18 protein-coding genes and 1 pseudogene are annotated in these 16,987 nt (G+C 66.8%); 6 read left to right on the forward strand and 13 right to left on the reverse strand.

Annotated elements, in window-relative coordinates; translation table 11 throughout:
* Positions 1–199: 199 nt before the first annotated feature.
* The 3 genes from DFJ65_RS05000 to DFJ65_RS05010 all read right to left on the reverse strand — a co-directional run bounded on the left by DFJ65_RS05000 (position 200) and on the right by DFJ65_RS05010 (position 1,847).
* Positions 200–1,291, reverse strand: coding sequence for a hypothetical protein (locus DFJ65_RS05000; protein ID WP_115922078.1), 1,092 nt, complete (start codon positions 1,289–1,291; stop codon positions 200–202).
* Between the two features lie 70 nt (positions 1,292–1,361).
* Positions 1,362–1,634: a hypothetical protein gene (locus DFJ65_RS05005; RefSeq protein ID WP_115922079.1), complete on the reverse strand. Its 273-nt coding sequence runs from the start codon at positions 1,632–1,634 to the stop codon at positions 1,362–1,364.
* Positions 1,635–1,637: 3 nt separating this feature from the next.
* Positions 1,638–1,847 (reverse strand): ABC transporter ATP-binding protein, encoded by a 210-nt coding sequence (locus tag DFJ65_RS05010; RefSeq protein WP_115922080.1) that lies wholly within the window; start codon positions 1,845–1,847, stop codon positions 1,638–1,640.
* Between the two features lie 513 nt (positions 1,848–2,360).
* On the opposite strand from DFJ65_RS05010, the gene DFJ65_RS05015 reads away from it, so the two are divergent.
* The 4 genes from DFJ65_RS05015 to DFJ65_RS05030 all read left to right on the forward strand — a co-directional run bounded on the left by DFJ65_RS05015 (position 2,361) and on the right by DFJ65_RS05030 (position 6,446).
* Entirely contained in the window at positions 2,361–2,723 is a 363-nt protein-coding gene (locus DFJ65_RS05015) for a hypothetical protein (RefSeq protein WP_115922081.1), read from the forward strand.
* A 56-nt stretch (positions 2,724–2,779) separates the two neighbouring features.
* The gene (locus DFJ65_RS05020; RefSeq protein ID WP_211308367.1) at positions 2,780–3,409 is read left to right on the forward strand and encodes an ABC transporter ATP-binding protein; all 630 of its coding nucleotides are present in this window, start codon (positions 2,780–2,782) and stop codon (positions 3,407–3,409) included.
* Positions 3,410–3,495: 86 nt separating this feature from the next.
* Positions 3,496–5,583: an FtsX-like permease family protein gene (locus tag DFJ65_RS17155; RefSeq protein WP_147301311.1), complete on the forward strand. Its 2,088-nt coding sequence runs from the start codon at positions 3,496–3,498 to the stop codon at positions 5,581–5,583.
* Positions 5,584–5,858: 275 nt separating this feature from the next.
* Entirely contained in the window at positions 5,859–6,446 is a 588-nt protein-coding gene (locus DFJ65_RS05030) for a hypothetical protein (protein WP_147301312.1), read from the forward strand.
* Between the two features lie 344 nt (positions 6,447–6,790).
* Here DFJ65_RS05030 and DFJ65_RS05035 read toward each other — a convergent pair whose 3' ends face one another.
* The 3 genes from DFJ65_RS05035 to DFJ65_RS05045 form a co-directional block, all read right to left on the reverse strand.
* A complete protein-coding gene (locus DFJ65_RS05035; protein ID WP_115922084.1) occupies positions 6,791–7,261 on the reverse strand; it encodes a GNAT family N-acetyltransferase in 471 nt (156 codons plus the stop codon).
* A 120-nt stretch (positions 7,262–7,381) separates the two neighbouring features.
* Complete coding sequence (locus tag DFJ65_RS05040) at positions 7,382–7,699, reverse strand: hypothetical protein (RefSeq protein ID WP_211308368.1); 318 nt, start codon at positions 7,697–7,699, stop codon at positions 7,382–7,384.
* A 105-nt stretch (positions 7,700–7,804) separates the two neighbouring features.
* Positions 7,805–9,090 (reverse strand): IS3 family transposase gene (locus DFJ65_RS05045; RefSeq protein ID WP_425452954.1). Its coding sequence is split into 2 segments (ribosomal slippage): positions 7,805–8,742 and positions 8,742–9,090, totalling 1,287 coding nucleotides; the frame shifts between segments, so codons are not numbered across the junction.
* 132 nt (positions 9,091–9,222) lie between these two features.
* Here DFJ65_RS05045 and DFJ65_RS05050 point away from each other — a divergent pair.
* On the forward strand, positions 9,223–9,630 hold the full coding sequence (locus DFJ65_RS05050; RefSeq protein ID WP_115922086.1) for a hypothetical protein: 408 nt from the start codon (positions 9,223–9,225) through the stop codon (positions 9,628–9,630).
* A 161-nt stretch (positions 9,631–9,791) separates the two neighbouring features.
* Here DFJ65_RS05050 and DFJ65_RS05055 read toward each other — a convergent pair.
* The 5 genes and pseudogenes from DFJ65_RS05055 to DFJ65_RS05075 all read right to left on the reverse strand — a co-directional run bounded on the left by DFJ65_RS05055 (position 9,792) and on the right by DFJ65_RS05075 (position 14,312).
* Positions 9,792–10,758 (reverse strand): annotated as a pseudogene (locus DFJ65_RS05055) (IS481 family transposase).
* Positions 10,759–10,866: 108 nt separating this feature from the next.
* Complete coding sequence (locus DFJ65_RS05060) at positions 10,867–11,361, reverse strand: HIT family protein (protein WP_115922087.1); 495 nt, start codon at positions 11,359–11,361, stop codon at positions 10,867–10,869.
* A gap of 28 nt (positions 11,362–11,389) precedes the next feature.
* Positions 11,390–11,803 carry a peptide-methionine (R)-S-oxide reductase MsrB gene (msrB, locus tag DFJ65_RS05065; RefSeq protein WP_115922088.1) on the reverse strand — a complete coding sequence of 138 codons (414 nt, stop codon included), beginning with the start codon at positions 11,801–11,803 and terminating at the stop codon, positions 11,390–11,392.
* 56 nt (positions 11,804–11,859) lie between these two features.
* Entirely contained in the window at positions 11,860–12,510 is a 651-nt protein-coding gene (locus DFJ65_RS05070) for a response regulator (RefSeq protein WP_115922089.1), read from the reverse strand.
* Positions 12,507–14,312, reverse strand: a complete 1,806-nt coding sequence (locus tag DFJ65_RS05075) for a sensor histidine kinase (protein ID WP_170143998.1) — start codon at positions 14,310–14,312, stop codon at positions 12,507–12,509. Before DFJ65_RS05075 ends, DFJ65_RS05070 begins: the two co-directional genes overlap by 4 nt.
* A gap of 66 nt (positions 14,313–14,378) precedes the next feature.
* Here DFJ65_RS05075 and DFJ65_RS05080 point away from each other — a divergent pair, with 66 nt between their 5' ends.
* Positions 14,379–15,068 (forward strand): hypothetical protein, encoded by a 690-nt coding sequence (locus DFJ65_RS05080; RefSeq protein ID WP_115922091.1) that lies wholly within the window; start codon positions 14,379–14,381, stop codon positions 15,066–15,068.
* 72 nt (positions 15,069–15,140) lie between these two features.
* Here DFJ65_RS05080 and DFJ65_RS05085 read toward each other — a convergent pair whose 3' ends face one another.
* Together DFJ65_RS05085 and DFJ65_RS05090 are read right to left on the reverse strand one after the other, a co-directional pair.
* A complete protein-coding gene (locus tag DFJ65_RS05085; protein ID WP_245950014.1) occupies positions 15,141–16,214 on the reverse strand; it encodes an IS3 family transposase in 1,074 nt (357 codons plus the stop codon).
* Positions 16,121–16,948 carry a helix-turn-helix transcriptional regulator gene (locus DFJ65_RS05090; RefSeq protein WP_245950016.1) on the reverse strand — a complete coding sequence of 276 codons (828 nt, stop codon included), beginning with the start codon at positions 16,946–16,948 and terminating at the stop codon, positions 16,121–16,123. The genes DFJ65_RS05085 and DFJ65_RS05090 overlap by 94 nt, the downstream gene beginning before the upstream one ends.
* Positions 16,949–16,987 lie beyond the last annotated feature (39 nt).

Genomic DNA, 16,987 nt, shown 5'->3' on the forward strand with positions numbered 1-16,987 from the left:
CGGTAGGTGGCTTGGACCATGTCGGCCTTGCTGGCGGTGAGTTCGAGGTGGACGTCGCTCGGGAGTTCACCGAACAGGGGCGGCCGGAGCCAAGCAGGATGGGAGCCCAGCCGGTATCGTGATCTCGTCGATGAGGCCGGCCTAGGAAGGTTTGGATGACCTGGCCGTCGGACTGATTCCATGCCCGGGAGTCTCCGGCTTAGGCCGGGCGTTGCAACCCGTCGAGCATTTCGACGAGATCTGATGGTGTCCTTGGGACGACGGTCTTGAAGGCTCTGAGCTCTTTGGCATTGATCAGCGCCTGCCTGATGGCCTTGTCGGGGAAGACGACGTCGCAGTAGGCGTAGGCGACGGACATGGAGTCGATGTCGCTGATGTCATTACTGGTCCAGACGTGCCGGGGGTTGCGATGAAGGTGCGTCTTGATGCTGATCGCGACTTGGGTGTGGGGCATCGCGCCGAGGAAGGCGCGGAACTCCTGATCGCTAGGGATGAAGGGCGGCAACCCTTCTTGAACGCGTTGAAGGCGCATCCGAGTCAAAAGCTCCCCCCACTCGTGAACGACTTCTCGCGCACCAATGACGTCCCGTAGCCGACCTCGCCTCCACTTGGGTTCCTGGTCGAGCACTCTCTTGGTGTCGCGTTCGAACTCGACCCGGCTCTTGTGGCTGGCGATAGCGCGTTCGGGTCGGTAGTCAGGGTCTTTGCGGAGCTCGGTGACCTGATCGTCGGTGGGTCCACGAAGAAGGAGTCGCTCGAACGCCCGGGTCCCGGCCACCTTCAAGGGGTCGGGTGGGTTGCCGTTCGCGATGTCGGCGTGCAGGCGGTCGATCTCGGGAAGATCGATCAGGCTCGTGCCGTCGATGTTTTCGAAGAGTTGGCGCGATGTCGGTCGAATCAGAGCCGCAGCTGTGCGGGGCTGTTCACCCATGACGGCGGCGATGCCCGCGTCGAACTCGAGCTCGGCGATGCTGACCCTGCCCAATAGGTAGTTGAAGTCGGAAAGTTCTTCGATGACCCCGGTCAGGCGGGCGCGCTGCTTCGGGTCGGCGATCTTGCTGACCTCCCAGAGGTGAGCCTCGCCAAGGGGGAATAGGACGCGGCCCTCTTCTTTGGCTCGCCGGACAGCCTGGAGCAGCTCTCCGTAGCCTCGCGGCCCTCCTTGACCGCTGACCTCTCGGGCGAAGTAGATGATCGTGTTCAGGTCGAGGTAGATCAGCGGAGTCGACGGACGAGTGACGTTGGCCCAGACGAGATGCTCAGCGACAGGAACACGGAGCCCGGTGCTCATCGTGCTCTCCCATCAGTCAATGGCCGGTCGGGGTGGGAGCGACAATCGATCGCTCCCACCCCGGCACGGATCAGATGTTGGCTCGGATCCACTCCCACGCCTTCTCCGGCAGCCAGCCGCTGTAGCCGTCGCCGGTGATGTTGAGGATGAGGAAGTTGTCGTTCTTGTCGGCCACGACGGCCAGCTTCTCCCAGGCCTGGCTCTGGCTCAGGCTGGTGGTGACCAGCCAGGTGGAGTCCAGGTAGTGCCACCAGCCCGTTCCGAGCGCCTTAATGGCCTCGTGCAGGTCCTTGTAGTCCTGGCCGGGAGTGTGGAGGTCGTAGGTGATGAGGAGGCAGGCCATGGCTCAGACCTGCTGGTTGATGGTTCCGCCGGGGTTGCGTTTGGCGGTGGCCGGGGTGACGAAGCGTCCGGTGGAGGCGGAACGGTAGACCGAGCGGTTGTTGCCGGTTCCAGCCCCGACTCGTTCGGTGGTGGTCTTCCCCGGCCAGCGGGCTGCGGTGGCGCGGGAGACGAAGCGTCCGGTCGACGCCGAGCGGTTGACTGACTTGGCCATGACTCCTCCTTCGGAGTGCCGATGACCTGAGTGGAGTGGGTCGTCGTCGTGAGGACCTCAGGGGACTCCGCTACTCTCTCGAATTGCTGGGTTCGCGAGAATCTCAGGTCTAATGGTGGGCCCGGACCAACGGCCCCGCCATCGTTTTGATCGCACCTTCATGCGAACTCTTTTGTCCGGTTCCCGGTGTTGACAGTTGGCTCCTCGGTCGCAGTGTGAGAGGTCCGGCGGTTATCACGAGACGACCTTGCGCTCCTTGAGGATGGCGTTGATGCCTTCTCTGAGTACCGGCTACACCGCTACGCTGCGACCTGCTGCGTAATCACACCCCGTGTCCAAGATCCGGGGGTAGGGCCCGTACACCCCAGACGTTCTTGCCAGGAGACGTTCGATGCGCAGCCACGGTGGAGTGGTGTCAAGTAACGTGTACAGCAAATGGTGTATACGGGTCGTCTGGTTGTGCAATATTGGGTGCACCGGGGGCCAGGGAGCACTCAGGGGTCAGGATCGATGATGGAGGTATACATCGTGCGCAAGAAGTTAACGAAGGTCGGCATTGTCGCTGCCGTCATGATGACGGCAGCGTCTCCGGCCTTCGCGGCCTACCACGATGCCTATAACAACGGCGCGGGCGCGTACAACGGTCGGGGTACCGGCAGTGGCGGGTGGTACAGCGGCATAAATACGACCGATTACAGGTCTGACGAACGTGGGACCCGTGGGAACTACCACTGGGCCGACGGCACCGGCGGCAACCTCTACAACGGCAGCGGCAACGGAACGACCGTCTTCAGGGACACGAGCCGTGAAATCACTGCAGTGCAGGCCTGCGTTGTCTACACCTGGAACCCGGACGATTGCAGCACGTGGCAGTGACCCAGGGTACTGCGGGGGCCGTCGTCAAGACGGCCCCCGCAGTTTGCATCGACGGCGTGTCCCTGACGTACCAGGAACGCCAGGTTATTCGTGATTTTTCTCTGACCGTAAGCGGTGGCTCGTCTGTTGCCCTCATGGGAAAGAGTGGCTCGGGTAAGTCCTCGGTGTTGTCGATGGTGCTCGGCTTGCTCAAACCGGACTCGGGAGAGATCCGGGTGGGCGCGATCGACGTGATCCGCGCGTCACAACGAAGTCTCACGGCGATGCGGCGAACACGTATCGGAGTCGTCTTTCAAAGTGGTGAACTGGTCGAAGATCTGACACCCGTTGAGAACGTCGCAGTGGCCGGGATGCTCGGTGGGCAGTCCAGAGATCAAGCAACAGCAGAGGCGGTGAGTTGGCTCTCCAAGCTTGGCGTTCCCACTGATGTCGTCCGAACCTCGGATCTGTCCGGTGGTGAGCAGCAACGAGTGGCTGTGGCCAGAGCCTTGATGGGAGGCCCATCACTGCTGATCGCTGACGAGCCCACCGCTTCCCTCGACTCTGACACTCGGGACCAGATCGCTGACGCGATCTTCGCGCTGCCCGCTCAAACGGGTGCGGCGCTCATCATCGCCACTCACGACCGGGATGTCGCGGCCAGGGCGGATCGGACCGTGCATCTTGAGGAAGGCGACCGGTCTTGAGTCCCGCCGTGTTAGTCCACCTCACGCGCGCATCTCGAACCCGAGCACGATGGGTCCCGTTACGGGCGGTGTGCCTTGTCGTGGGAGTGTTCGCGATCACCATGGCCGCGACCTTGTCGGCGATGGCACTCTCGCGTGATGCGGTCATCAGCAACAGATCGCAGGAACTGCTTGCTCTCAAACCCGCCCCCGGTCATCCTGCAACGTTCCTGATCGACAACCGGTTTCAAACGATCGGTCGTGAGCAGGTCGTCGTGATCACTGTCGAGCCGCTGTCGGCTGCGGCGCCGGTGCCGCCCGGGCTCGATCGTTGGCCGCGTCCCGGGGAAGCAGCACTGTCCCCGAGTGTCCAGAGGATGGGCGCGGCGGACATGTTCGGGCCTGCTCCTCAGACGATCGGGATCGAAGGCTTGGAGTCGGCGACCGACCCTCGCGTGTACGTACGACCTGCGAGGGGGACGGTGGATCGGACACAGATGCGGTCCGCGGACCGCTTCGGCGACGACGACACCAGCGAACTCTCATCCTCGGTCGGCCTGGCCTTTCTGAACCGACTTGGCATGGGATCGGTGCTCGCAGGCCTGTGGGGAACGCTCGGCCTGGCGGGCGCAGCGTCTTTAGTCACAGCGGCCGGGATGGGTGGTGACGACGCGCGACGTCGTGTTCGTCGGTTGGCCGCGCTGGGCGCAAGTCGACCCCAGGTGGTCGCGATGCGATGGGTAGAGTGTGCAGGTCCGATCGTGATCGGTGCCGGTTTGGGTGCGGCCGTCACAACAGCACTTCTGTGGGTGCCGCTCAACATCTCCTGGTTGCACGAGATCACGGCGCCTGCGGATCTGCGAGGCAGACCCGGGTTGCTGGTAGCGGCGCCCATGATCGCGATCGTCGTGGCGCTCATCATCCTGGCAGCGCCGGTCTGGCGCACGCTCAGCACGCGACGAGCCGGGCGCGGGCGATTCTTCACACCGCAAGACTCATTGCCAATTACGCGTTCTTGGATCTGTGTCGCAGGGATCGTCGCTGGCTTGTGGATCCCGCCCCTGCTCACGGGGCCCCCGCGGCAACAGGCATATTTGCTGTGCGTCGCGGTGGTTGCGTGCACGCTCTCCTCGCTCGTGGCAATCCTCATTCATGCCCTGGGCCGCTTCCTCTCCACGGGAACGATCGGCAAGAATTCTCCGGCGAGTCTCACCGCAGGGGGCCTACTCAAAGCACGTCCGCGGCGAACAGCGCGAATGCTCACAGCCGTTTGTCTGGCGATCCTCACCCTCGGCCAGGTACAGCTTTCGACTGGCCTATTGGGCTCCCAGTACCACGCCGCGACCGCGGCCCAGAGGGCCATTAACGACAGCATCCTGATTTCCCCCAATGTTCTGCCCACCACCCAGGTGCAGTCGTACGTCTCCACCCTCCCGACGACGCAACGAGCGATCTGGGTAGAGACGCGCCTCCCCGAGCGAGGAAACTCCACTCCCACCCAGACATTTTCTGGTTCGTGTTCCTCCTTGGCGTCACTTTCCCTGCCCTGCAGCTCCCAGAGGGTGAAAACCAACGCACTCCCGCCGCGTACTCGAATGGCACTGGCGTCCTTGGGTGGTGGTGCAGTTCGAACCACGGCAGGTTCGCCATGCGAAACGAAGGGACGAGACCAATGCCAGCTCCTCATCGTGTCTCCAGCAACGGTAGCCATGTCCGTGCGCGACATGACCAGAAAGTCAACGGCCTATGTCGGTGGCGGCCTGCGGCTAGAGTCACTCGCTGCCCAGTCAGTCGCGGGAAGCGAGCCGAATCGGATTAGGGGGCGTTGGGTCGTGCTCTACGGTGCCATCGCCCTCGCGCTGCTCATCATTGCCATGGCCGCGATGCTCACCAGCGAAACCATGTCCGATGCCCGCCGATTGGCCGCGTTGGCGGCAGTGAGAGGAAACAAGGGGTGGCTGTGGCAACACGCGCTGCTGTCGGTACTGGTTCCGATTGGTGCGGCAGGCACGTTTGCCAGCGTTGCGTACTTCGTTCTGCCGGCCGCAACGAATAGCGAAGACGCCCGACTCGACCCGTCGTTCACCTACGCTTCCGCCGCGACGGTGATTTCGGTCGTCGTCGGCATCGCGGCCACCGCAGTCAGTGTCAGAACCACACGCGAAACCAACCCGCTGTCAGTCAGGCACACGTAGGTCTCGTCCGAGGGGCCGTTCGTAGAGCGAGACGCGATTCTTGGTGGCATCTGGGGTACACCCCAATCAGACACTCGATGGCCTCACAACTGCCACCCGGGGCGATTCACACCTCGTTGCGCCGGTCGTTGTGGGAGATGAACGAGACCCCTGAATCGAGGGCACAAGCGTTGGCTTTGTGGCGGGACGAGGCTCCCGTCACAGATCCTGAACCTGTTGACGCGCCGGCGGAGTTGGAGCAGGCAAGCCGTCATTTGGCCGAGTGGGAATCCGATGTGCGGCAGACCGACCCGCACGACGTCGACCAGTGGCGATCGCACGCGGCGACGGCCGCGAGCCTGCTCGCGTTGGCGGCGATTCATCACCCCGACCGCGAAACGGGTTCCCAGCTCGGCGCCGTCTCCGACGAAGCCGCACGAGTCTCCTTCGAGCCACAGCAGCCACGGCACCGCAGCTACGGTCACGGCAGCCTGCAACCACGCACCAGCAGTGCCGGACTCGCGCTGGTGCATTTCAACCTTGCGCTGCGCGCGTCGTCGACCAACTCGGCCCGGGGTTGGTATGCGGTCATGAAGCAGATGCAACGCACCATGCGAGCCATCGAGGATGCTCAACGGGCCCGTGGTGAACTCGTCGCCGCCACCCGCACCAGTGAACTCGTCGCAGCCCACCTGGTGCCGATCTCCGACATGGGCGGGCATCCGGATCATTCGCCCACACCTGAACTCCCGACCCGCGATCCGATTCGTGCGTGGGAGCCTTCAGCGCCCAAGCCGCCCCATGGGCTCGACTTGGGCGAACGCCCAGGGTTACCCGGAAGCCGCGGTCTGGACACGAGCACCGACCGCGGTTACGGACGTTAACCGTCGAGGTTTGGGGGTCCGGTCAGCTACCCCACAGCAGTTCCTGCTGACCGACTTCCGCACCGGTGTCACGGTCGGGCTGACCAACCCCAAAACGCTGATCTTCCTGTCCGGCTGCTACCCGCGTTCGTCCCATCCGGAACATCCACCGTCCCTCAAATGCTGCTGCCTAGAACGATTTTCGCGGCGGTAGCGGTCGCGGGTGACAGCGTGTGGGCCATAGCAGCAGGTACCGCCCGAGCCTGGTTCACTCAAAGCCCTCGGCGCATCGGACGGCTCCGCACAGCCGGTGGAGCCATTCAGATCGGGCTCGGCACCTACACGGTTACCACCGGCGCCAAGCTCTAAACCGAAGGCCGCAGTGCCAGCGTCATGAACACGCTGTTCGGATCGGCACCGTAACTGCCGAACGGTGGGCAATCGGTGAAGCCAGCCTTGCGGTAGAACGCACGCGCGGGGGCGAAGAAGTCCATGCTCCCGGTTTCCAGCGACACCCGGTTCACCCCACGACCTTCGGCGTCCTGCAGCACATGGTTCAGCATCCGGGACGCGATCCCTGCACCACGGCGGGCTGGCGCGGTGCGCATGCTTTTCAGTTCCTCATGTCCTTCAGCCAAGGCAGCCAGTGCGACCGTGCCGACCGTCACGTCGCCGTCACGGGCTACCCACAGCCGCACCCCGGGGCCTCGTAGCGCACCGACATCCAGGGCGTGCTGGCTCTCCTGCGGGCCCGTCGGGGCAATGTCATCCAAGTGCTCCTGCAAGAACACCGTCAGACCCGGATCATCGAAGTCAGCCTCAGCAATCTCGATCACATCAAACAGTCAACCCGACCCGACAGGCGAGCCACGGGGGTCCGTCTTAAGCCGTCGCAAGAGGGTTCACTTCAACCCGCCGTTGACAGGGTGACATGTGACCGACGTGTGGCGCGACGATCACGATTCGCGCGTGGCGTCTTGGAGTCGCGCTGCGGCGATTCGGAACGCGTTCTGGAGGGCTGGAGGGTTGATGTCGCTCAGGTCGGTGTCGAAGGTGATGAAGAGGCCGGCGACGCCGGCCCATGACCATCCGCCGATGGTGAGGCGAGAGCGTTCTGGGTCGATGGGGGTGACGACGGATCCTCCGGGTGCCCAGCGGGCGACTACGTCGGCGGGCAGGCTAAGCGTGGCACTCCCGATGCATTGCCATTGGCCGGGGGTGTCTCCTCGGTCGGGGTTTTGCGTGACGAGCCGGTTGAGCTCGTCCAAGGTCAATGGGTTGAGGGTGAAGGGCCTTCCGGTGCTCGATTTCGGGCGGATCCGGTCAACGCGGTAGGTGGACCATGGGGCCCTACCCCCGGATCTTGGACACGGGTGTGATTACGCAGCAGGTCGCAGCGTAGCGGTGTAGCCGGTCTCGAAGGCGACCGGCGAGGTGTAGCGACACCACGAGTGGCGTCGTTTGGTGTTGTAGCGGACGAGCCATCTGAAGACCTGCCGACGACAGGTCAGCTCCTCACTCCAGCAGGCGGCGTCTTGGAGGACTTCACGCTTCATCGTGGCGTTGAACGACTCTGCGAGGGCGTTGTCCGCGCTGGATCCGACGGCGCCCATGGACTGGGTCACGCCGAGCTTGCGGCAGAGCTTGGCGTAGGCCTTCGAGCAGTAGACCGACCCGTGGTCGCTGTGGAACACAACGCCCTTGAGGCTGCCCCGGGTCGCGGCGGCGGCCTTGAGGGCGTCCTCGACGAGTTCGGTGCGCATGTGATCGGCGATGGCCCACCCGGCCAGCCGACGGGAGTAGCAGTCGATCACGGTCGCCAAGTACAGGTTCGTCCCGTCGGCCAGCGGCAGGTAGGTGATGTCGCCGACATAGCGCTCGTTGGGGCGCTCGTTGGGGCGCTCGGCGGTGAAGTCACGCTTGAGCAGGTCGGGGTACTTCTGCCCCGACGGCTCGGGAATCGTGGTGCGGACCCGCCGCTTCTTCACATAGCCGCGGATGCCCTCGAGCCGCATCACCCTCGCGACACGCTTGTGGTTGACCCGCTCACCGGCAGCCGCGCTGTCACCGAGTTGAGCGTTGAGCTCGGCGGTGATCCGCGGCGCGCCCTGAGTGTTGTCCTCGGCATGGACCGCTCTGATCCGCTCAGCCAGCGCCGCGTCGTCAGCTGCTCTGGCTTCGCGGGCCGGCGCGGCGTTGAGCCAGGCGTAGTAGGACGAGCGCTCGATCTCGACGAGCTCGCACAGTCGCTTCACCTCGAAGGTGGCGGAGTTGTCGGCGACGAACTGGAAGCGACTCACCAGCGCGTCTCCCCGGCGAAATACTTGGCCGCCCGCTGCAGGATCTCCCGCTCAGTCGTGAGCTTGGTCGTCTCCGCTCGCAACGCCGCGTTCTCGGCCTCGAGCCGGGCGACCCTCTGCTCCGGCGTCTCGTCCGTCGGTGCCGACGAGCTCGCGGCGGACGTCTTGGCTTGCAGCGGGCTGGAGGTCAACGTCCCATCAGCGGCGGTCTTCTTGCCGGTCCCGTAGACCTCGAGCCAGTGCCGCAGCGTGCCGCGGACGATGCCGAGGTCCTCGGCGATGCCGCGCACCGTGGCGCCCGGGGTGGACTCGTACAAGTCGACGGCCTGACGACGGAACTCTTCGGAGTAGTTCTTCCTGGCCATAGTCCTTCGATCATCTCGCTTCCCCAACACCAGGTGCTGGATTCAGCGTGTCCAAGAACCGGGGTCAGGCCCCGTCTCTCACCGAGCCGGCCCCCATACCTACGGAGTAACACAGCTGATTCCGGGTCACTCGTGGAAGACATCGCACAGGTCCAAGAGGTCCTCAAGAAGATCGACAAAGCGGGCCTCGCGTTTGTGGCCACCAGGCTGGCGAGCTCCACCGAACCGTTTATCTGGCTTGCGGAGATCAACTGGCACAAGCACAAGGGGAAGGAACGGTTATTCGGGGAGTACTTCGTCCCTGATGAGTTGGAGAAGGTCGTTGGTAAGCGCCTGCGGCAGGGCGACTACCGTGATGCCACGGACCCGCTGGACTTGGAACGACTGGAGAGAGACGCCTCCGGGCTGGAGAAGTTCTTGTACGTGACGGCCGGATCCTTGGCCTTCAAGTCGGAGTGCCTGAGGCAGGCCTCGAACAGGCTGACTCGACGCACGTTGGGAAGCCCGATTGTGAGACTTGCCAGCATCTCGGGTAAGTAGGGGGATCGTGGCGGACGCTCTCGAGCACGGACGTTCGCAGGTCCCTGGGGGGTACGCCGAGGCGGTGGGAGTGTGGCTGCTGCTGGCCTGGGACGTTCTGCTCGAGGAGCTGACAGAGGTCTTCTCACCCTGGCGTCAGGCGCCCTAGTTGTACCCGGCCATCAGGTTGGTAGCAGGCGGCTGATCGGGGGCTTGCCTCGGAGTGAGCTGTGACGGCGGACAGTGTTGTAGTGCTCGAGCCACGGGGCAAGGGGCGTCTGCCCGCTCGGCGTTGTTGGGTGAAGGTCTGGCGGTAGGCCCACTCGGTGGCCAGGGTGCGGTTGAGGCGCTCGACCTTGCCGTTCTGCCAGGGGCAGTGGGGTTTGATGAACTTCTGCTTGGCGCCCAGGTCGGCGCAGACCCGCTTCATGTCGGCCGAGTTCCGGTAGGCGAACGCGTTATCGGTCATGACCCGTTCGATCCGGGTGATGCCCTGGCAGCGAAGTAGGCCGCGGCACGCTCGATGAACGCCGCGCAGGTGGGGCCCTTCTCGTCGGGCAGGATCTCTGAGTAGGCCAGTCGTGAGTGGTCATCGACCAGCGAGTGCACGTAGTCGTAGCCGATCTTGACCTTGCGGTCGCGATTGCCGTTCGCCCGTCCGTGGGCGCGCCAGCCGCCGCCGTCGGGGATCTTGCCGAGCTTCTTGACGTCCATGTGGACCAGCTCGCCGGGCCGGTCGCGTTCGTAGCGCTGCGCGGTGGCCTTCGAGGACCGGATGACCTCCCCGGTCATGGGGTCGCACTCGCGCAGATAGGGGACGCCGTGGCGGCGCAGGATCCGCGCCACGGTGCGCGGCGCGACCCCGACCCGGGGACCGAGGACGTCTTGGCCATCACGGTGCTCAGCCCGCGCGGCGAGGACCTTCTGCTCGACCTCGTGACTGGTGCGGGTCGGCATGGTGTGCGGGCGCGAGGAACGGGTCTCCAGGCCGGCATCGCCCTCGGCGGCGTACCGGTCGAGCCAGGTGCGGACGCACTTGCGGGAAACCCCCATCGCGGCGGCGATGTGGGCCTGCTTCCAGCCAGCCAGGTGGCGCTGGACGATGAGCATGCGGCCGTGCACGGTCAGGCGGGCATTACGGTGGGACACGAGAGCCACCAGGGTGGAGTGGGACCTAGACAAGCTACACCCCATCCGGGGGCTCTCCCTACGTCAACGGTGACGCGCCGCTGCTACCAACCTGATGGCCGGGTACAACTAGGGCGCGGCCGGGACGGCCCCGAGAGCCGCGAGCTCGGCGGTAATGCGCGCCCGGAGGTCGTCGTGCTGCGGGCCCAGGGCGGCGTCCGGCCCGTAGAAGACCTCGGGGTCGTAGAGCCACACCGGCCGCCCGACGTGGTCGGCGGGCTCCCACTCGTAGCGGGCGAAGAGGTGGGCGTGGAGGAAGGCGTCGGTGTTGCCGAGGACCTCGTAGTTCATCCGGCGGAAGGCCGGGTCGAGCTCCTGGCACGCCGTCTCCACGGCCTGGCCGAGCAGGTCCATGCTGGCGAGGAACTCCAGCCGGTCCGCCCGCGGCAGGTCGGTCAGCCGGTCGACGCCGGGGCGGTCCACCAGCAGCACGCAGTAGCCGGGCAGCATCTGCGCGTCGCCCATGACGGCGTACGACTGCGGCAGCCTGGCCAGGACGGTCGGGTTGGTGCCGGCGCGAGCCGACCCGATCCGGTCGGCCTTCCAGTCGTCCCCGGGACCCACTGGGGGCGGCGCTGAGGAGTGCAAGGTGTCAGTCGGCCGCGTTGAGCTTGAGGCTGATCGAGTTGATGCAGTAGCGGTCGCCGGTGGGCGTGCCGTAGCCGTCGGGGAAGACGTGGCCCAGGTGCGAGCCGCACCGCTTGCAGCGGACCTCGACGCGCTTCATCCCGGCGGAGTTGTCCTCGAGGTACTCGATCGTCTCCTCGCCGTCCTCGTTCTTCAGCGGCTGGTAGAAGCTCGGCCAGCCGCAACCGGAGTGGAACTTCGTGTCGCTGGTGAAGAGGTCGGCGTTGCATGCGCGGCACACGTAGGTGCCGGTGGTCTCGGTGTCGGTGTACTCGCCGGTGAAGGCGGGCTCCGTGCCGGCCTCGCGCAGGACGGCGTACTCCTCGGGCGTGAGCTCGGCACGCCACTCCTCGTCAGTCTTCTGCACCTCGTAGGCCATGCCCCCAGCCTACGGCGGGGGCAAGGGGACGGTGCCGGGAGGCGTGCCGGCCCGCCTCAGCCGCCAGGTCGCACCAGTCCGTGCTCGTACGCCAGCACCACGGCCTGCACACGGTCGCGCAGCCCGAGCTTGGCGAGCATCCGCGAGACGTGGGTCTTGACGGTCTCGACGGTGACGAAGAGGTGTGCGGCGATCTCGGCGTTGGACAGGCCGCGGGCCACGAGGGTGAGCACCTCCTGCTCACGCTCCGTGAGCGCGGCGTAGCCGGGAGGGGAGCCGTGGCGACCTGCCCGGGTGAACTCCTCGATGAGGCGCCGCGTGATGCTGGGTGCCAGCAGCTCCTCCCCGCGCGCCACGGCGCGCACGCCGCTCACGAGCTGGGCGCCCGGAGCGTCCTTGAGCATGAACCCGCTGGCGCCGGCCACCAGCGAGTCGTAGACCAGCTGCGATCGGTCGAACGTGGTGAGCATGACGACTCGTACGTCGGGTGTGGAGCGCGTGATGCGGCGGGTGGCCTCGATGCCGTCGACACTCGGCATCCGGATGTCCATCAGCACGACGTCGGGGCGCAGCCGGTGGACGAGGTCGACGGCGGTGCTGCCGTCGGCAGCCTCACCGACCACGCTGAGGCCGTCCTCGGCGGAGAAGATCATGCGCAGCCCGGTGCGCACCAGCTCCTGGTCGTCGACGATCACGATGGTGGTCATCGGGTGGGACTCTCCGGGATCCTCGCCGTGACGACGTAGCCACCCCCGGCCCGGGTGCCCCAGGACATCGAACCGCCGGCAGTCTCCACCGCACGGGCCAGGCCGAGGAGGCCGGTGCCGGTCCCGAGGCGCTCAGCGCCCGCCGCGAGTGCCGCCGCAGCGCCCGCCGCGAGTGCCGCGCTCGGCCCTGTCCCGGCGCCGGTTGCGGCGAGGGTTCGGCCGTCGTCGGAGACCTGGACCGTGAGCACGTCACCGTCGCGGCGGAGGTCGACCGCGGCCCGGGCGCCAGGCGCGTGCCGGGCGACGTTGACGACGGCCTCGCGGACCACGCGGTAGCCCAGGGTCGCGGCCGCGCCGTCGGCCGAGCACCCGGAGGTCGACACGTCCACGCCCATCCGTCGGCCGAGCGCGGCGATCCGGCCCGCCTCGAGGGGGTGCTTGGCCGTCTCGAAGCCCTCGATGCCGTCGCGCAGCTCGGCCAGGCTGGCCTCGGCCGTGGTGCTGACCGTCCGTAGCGCATCACCGACCTCGACGTCTGCGCGCGTTGCTGCTCCGGCGTGCAGGCAGACCACCGTCATCGAGTGGGCGACTGTGTCGTGCAGTCGGCCGGCCATGGCCTCGCGCTCGCGGGCGGTGACCAGTCGCAGGGCCGCGTCGCGTCCTCGGGTGAGCTCCGCGACGGCCTCGGCCAGCCGCTGGGCTCGCGTGCGCCACTGAGCTGTGAGGAGCCCGAGGACCAGCGCCACGAGCGTCAGCGCGATCACTCCCACCAGCGCCTCGGGCTCGAGCTGGCCCGGGGCCAGGAGACCGATGCCCGCACTGCCGGCGGCCACGGCCGCCCATCCGGGAAGCCACCGCCGCCCGTCGGACCACGCACCGACCGTGTAGGCGATGACACCGACGAGGGCGACACCCGCGACGGTCGAGGAGAGAGGGGTCAACCAGGGACTGGTGGCACCGGCAACGACCATGCTGGCCATGCCCGAGGCGATCGGGCGCGAACGGCGCAGCACCAGCGGAGCAGCCGCGACCACCGCCGCCGCTGCGTTGGAGATTGCCGCTCCCTCGGTGCGCGCGATGACGGCGGTCTCCGCGGCGAGGGCGGTCCCGATGGCCACGGTGAGTGCGACGTCCAGCACGGTCGGCCGGGCCGGGCCGGGCGGGGGAGACGGTTCGGGAGGCGCCTCGGGAACGCTGGCCCGCATCGACCCCAGCACGTGTCGCAGCTCGTCGAGGACGGCGCGTGCCTCCGCCTCGATGACGGGGAGCGCCGTGCGATCGGCGACCCGGCGCGCTCCTTCGGCCCGTACGGCGATCCCGGCGATCCGCTCGCTGAGCCGTGTGTGCACCTCGAGGTGGACCCGGTTCTGCTCGTCGAGCGTGGCCAGTCTCGCCTCCATCTCGTGCTGCTCGGCAAGCTCTGCCTGCAGGCGCTGGAGCCGGTGGACCTGCCGTGCGCGGGTCGTCACCGCGGCTCCCGCGACCGCTGCCCCGCCGATGACCACGGCGTAGAAGGCCGTGTCGTCCACCCAGTGGAAGGCGACCCCGTGCACCTGGCCGGCGACCACCAGCGCCACGACTGTCGTCAGCACGCACGCCACGGCGACCGATCGCGGCAACCACGCCCCGGCCACATGGGCGGCGGCCACGGCCAGCAGGATGCCGACCCAGCCGTCGACGTAGGACGTCCAGCCCAGGCCCAGTGCAACGAACGGCCCTGCGACAGCAGCGCAGACGAGTCCGACAGCGACTGCTCGACGGGTCACGGTGGCGCGCGGCACGACGTTCAGGATAGGCGGCACCGTCGTCATCGAACGTCACTCTGTGGGGGGACGCCTCCGGCCCCTGCCGACGGCCAGCCTGACGTCATGACAACGACACATGACACCCAGGTCGCCCTCGCGACGACCGCCCCCTCGACGAGCTGGCCGCGGGTCGTCCGCACCGCGACTGCGGCCGGCACCCTCCTCTTCCTGGCCGGACAGGCTGCCCTCCCGGTCCTGCCCAACAGCATCGAGGACGCCTTCCCCGGCATGGTCGCCCACCGCGACCAGCTGATGGCGTCACGGCTGCTCACCTCGATCGGATGCTTCCTGCTCGTCCTGACCGGCGTCGCGCTCGCGACGATGCTGGCTCGGCGGGTCGGGCGGTCGCGGACAGTGCGGGTCGGGGGCGCGCTGGTCGCCGTCGGCATGTTCTTCAACGCCGTGGCGCAGGCCGTGCAGGGATACGCGACCTACGTCGCGACCGGAGCCGGGGTCGACGCCGAGTCGGGACAGGTGGTCGTGCAGGACATCGTGGCCGGTCCCGTGGGCTTCCCACTGTCCTTTGCGTCCGTCCCGCTGTTCGCGATCGGCTTCGTCGTCGTCGCCATCGGGCTCTACGTGTCCCGCGCGGTCCCCGTGTGGCTGCCCACGCTGCTCCTGGTGGGGACCGTCATGGCCGGGGCCCTGGCCGGGCGCGGTCCGGTCGTCGCGCTGACCCAGGCGCCGGTGACGATCGCCCTGATCGCGCTGGCCGCTCTGATGACCCGACCGCGCGCGACTGCCGACGCCTGACCGGGAGCACCCTGCTGGCAGGGTGGAGGCATGGAGACGGGCCCTACCCCCGGATCTTGGACACGGGTGTGATTACGCAGCAGGTCGCAGCGTAGCGGTGTAGCCGGTCTCGAAGGCGACCGGCGAGGTGTAGCGACACCACGAGTGGCGTCGCTTGGTGTTGTAGCGGACGAGCCATCTGAAGACCTGCCGACGACAGGTCAGCTCCTCACTCCAGCAGGCGGCGTCTTGGAGGACTTCACGCTTCATCGTGGCGTTGAACGACTCTGCGAGGGCGTTGTCCGCGCTGGATCCGACGGCGCCCATGGACTGGGTCACGCCGAGCTTGCGGCAGAGCTTGGCGTAGGCCTTCGAGCAGTAGACCGACCCGTGGTCGCTGTGGAACACAACGCCCTTGAGGCTGCCCCGGGTCGCGGCGGCGGCCTTGAGGGCGTCCTCGACGAGTTCGGTGCGCATGTGATCGGCGATGGCCCACCCGGCCAGCCGACGGGAGTAGCAGTCGATCACGGTCGCCAAGTACAGGTTCGTCCCGTCGGCCAGCGGCAGGTAGGTGATGTCGCCGACATAGCGCTCGTTGGGGCGCTCGTTGGGGCGCTCGGCGGTGAAGTCACGCTTGAGCAGGTCGGGGTACTTCTGCCCCGACGGCTCGGGAATCGTGGTGCGGACCCGCCGCTTCTTCACATAGCCGCGGATGCCCTCGAGCCGCATCACCCTCGCGACACGCTTGTGGTTGACCCGCTCACCGGCAGCCGCGCTGTCACCGAGTTGAGCGTTGAGCTCGGCGGTGATCCGCGGCGCGCCCTGAGTGTTGTCCTCGGCATGGACCGCTCTGATCCGCTCAGCCAGCGCCGCGTCGTCAGCTGCTCTGGCTTCGCGGGCCGGCGCGGCGTTGAGCCAGGCGTAGTAGGACGAGCGCTCGATCTCGACGAGCTCGCACAGTCGCTTCACCTCGAAGGTGGCGGAGTTGTCGGCGACGAACTGGAAGCGACTCACCAGCGCGTCTCCCCGGCGAAATACTTGGCCGCCCGCTGCAGGATCGGGGATGGGGCCTGTTAGTGCTCGGCCTGGTGGTGCTCGCGTGCCGCGGACGATGCCGAGGTCCTCGGCGATGCCGCGCACCGTGGCGCCCGGGGTGGACTCGTACAAGTCGACGGCCTGACGACGGAACTCTTCGGAGTAGTTCTTCCTGGCCATAGTCCTTCGATCATCTCGCTTCCCCAGCACCAGGTGCTGGATTCAGCGTGTCCAAGAACCGGGGTCAGGCCCCATGTCTGGTGTTGCCGGTCTCTGGCGATGAGGTACCAGCGGCCGGCCCACACGACCAAGTGGTGCGGTTCAACCTCTCGGGGTGGCTTGAAGCCAATGTCTCTCGGCCCTGGCGTGTCGCCTTCCGGGGTGGCGTAATCGAACCTCAGAGAGTGGCTGGTGCGGATCGCTGCACCCACGATTTGAAGGGTTGCGACGTCGAGCGGTGGGGCGGAGAACTCCCAGTAGTTGCGCAGGCTGGTGACCTCGAACGCATCGCTCGCCGCGCGTAGGTGAGCTGGCATGACCTGACGCAGGGTGGTCAGTGCTCTGGCGACGGCGTCGTCGATGCCGGTGACGGTGGCTGGGGCGGTCTGCAGGGCGAGGGCGATCGCGATGGCCTGGTCGTCATCGAGGACCAGTGGCGGCAGCTTGCCGCCGGCGCCGAGCCGGTACCCGCCTCGTGGGCCCTTGATCGCATGAACGGGGTACCCGAGTTCACGCAGGGTCTCCACGTCCCGGCGCAGCGTCCGGGACGACACGCTCAGGCGCTGCGCCAACTCGACGCCCGACCATTCGACTCGCGCGCCGAGCAGCGAGAGCAACCGCAGGATCCGCTCTGAGGTGTCCGCCATGTCCGAAAGACTCCCACGAATAGCGGACACTCGATGTCC

It is taken from the genome of Calidifontibacter indicus (assembly GCF_003386865.1).
Lineage (GTDB): Bacteria > Actinomycetota > Actinomycetes > Actinomycetales > Dermatophilaceae > Yimella > Yimella indica.

Excerpts from the sequence above, each read along its gene's own strand:
- DFJ65_RS05000 (WP_115922078.1), bottom strand. The coding sequence starts at position 1,291 with ATGAGCACCGGGCTCCGTGTTCCTGTCGCTGAGCATCTCGTCTGGGCC.
- DFJ65_RS05005 (WP_115922079.1), bottom strand. The coding sequence starts at position 1,634 with ATGGCCTGCCTCCTCATCACCTACGACCTCCACACTCCCGGCCAGGAC.
- DFJ65_RS05010 (WP_115922080.1), bottom strand. The coding sequence starts at position 1,847 with ATGGCCAAGTCAGTCAACCGCTCGGCGTCGACCGGACGCTTCGTCTCC.
- DFJ65_RS05015 (WP_115922081.1), top strand. The coding sequence starts at position 2,361 with ATGGAGGTATACATCGTGCGCAAGAAGTTAACGAAGGTCGGCATTGTC.
- msrB (WP_115922088.1), bottom strand. The coding sequence starts at position 11,803 with ATGGCCTACGAGGTGCAGAAGACTGACGAGGAGTGGCGTGCCGAGCTC.
- DFJ65_RS05070 (WP_115922089.1), bottom strand. The coding sequence starts at position 12,510 with ATGACCACCATCGTGATCGTCGACGACCAGGAGCTGGTGCGCACCGGG.
- DFJ65_RS05080 (WP_115922091.1), top strand. The coding sequence starts at position 14,379 with ATGACAACGACACATGACACCCAGGTCGCCCTCGCGACGACCGCCCCC.
- DFJ65_RS05090 (WP_245950016.1), bottom strand. The coding sequence starts at position 16,948 with ATGGCGGACACCTCAGAGCGGATCCTGCGGTTGCTCTCGCTGCTCGGC.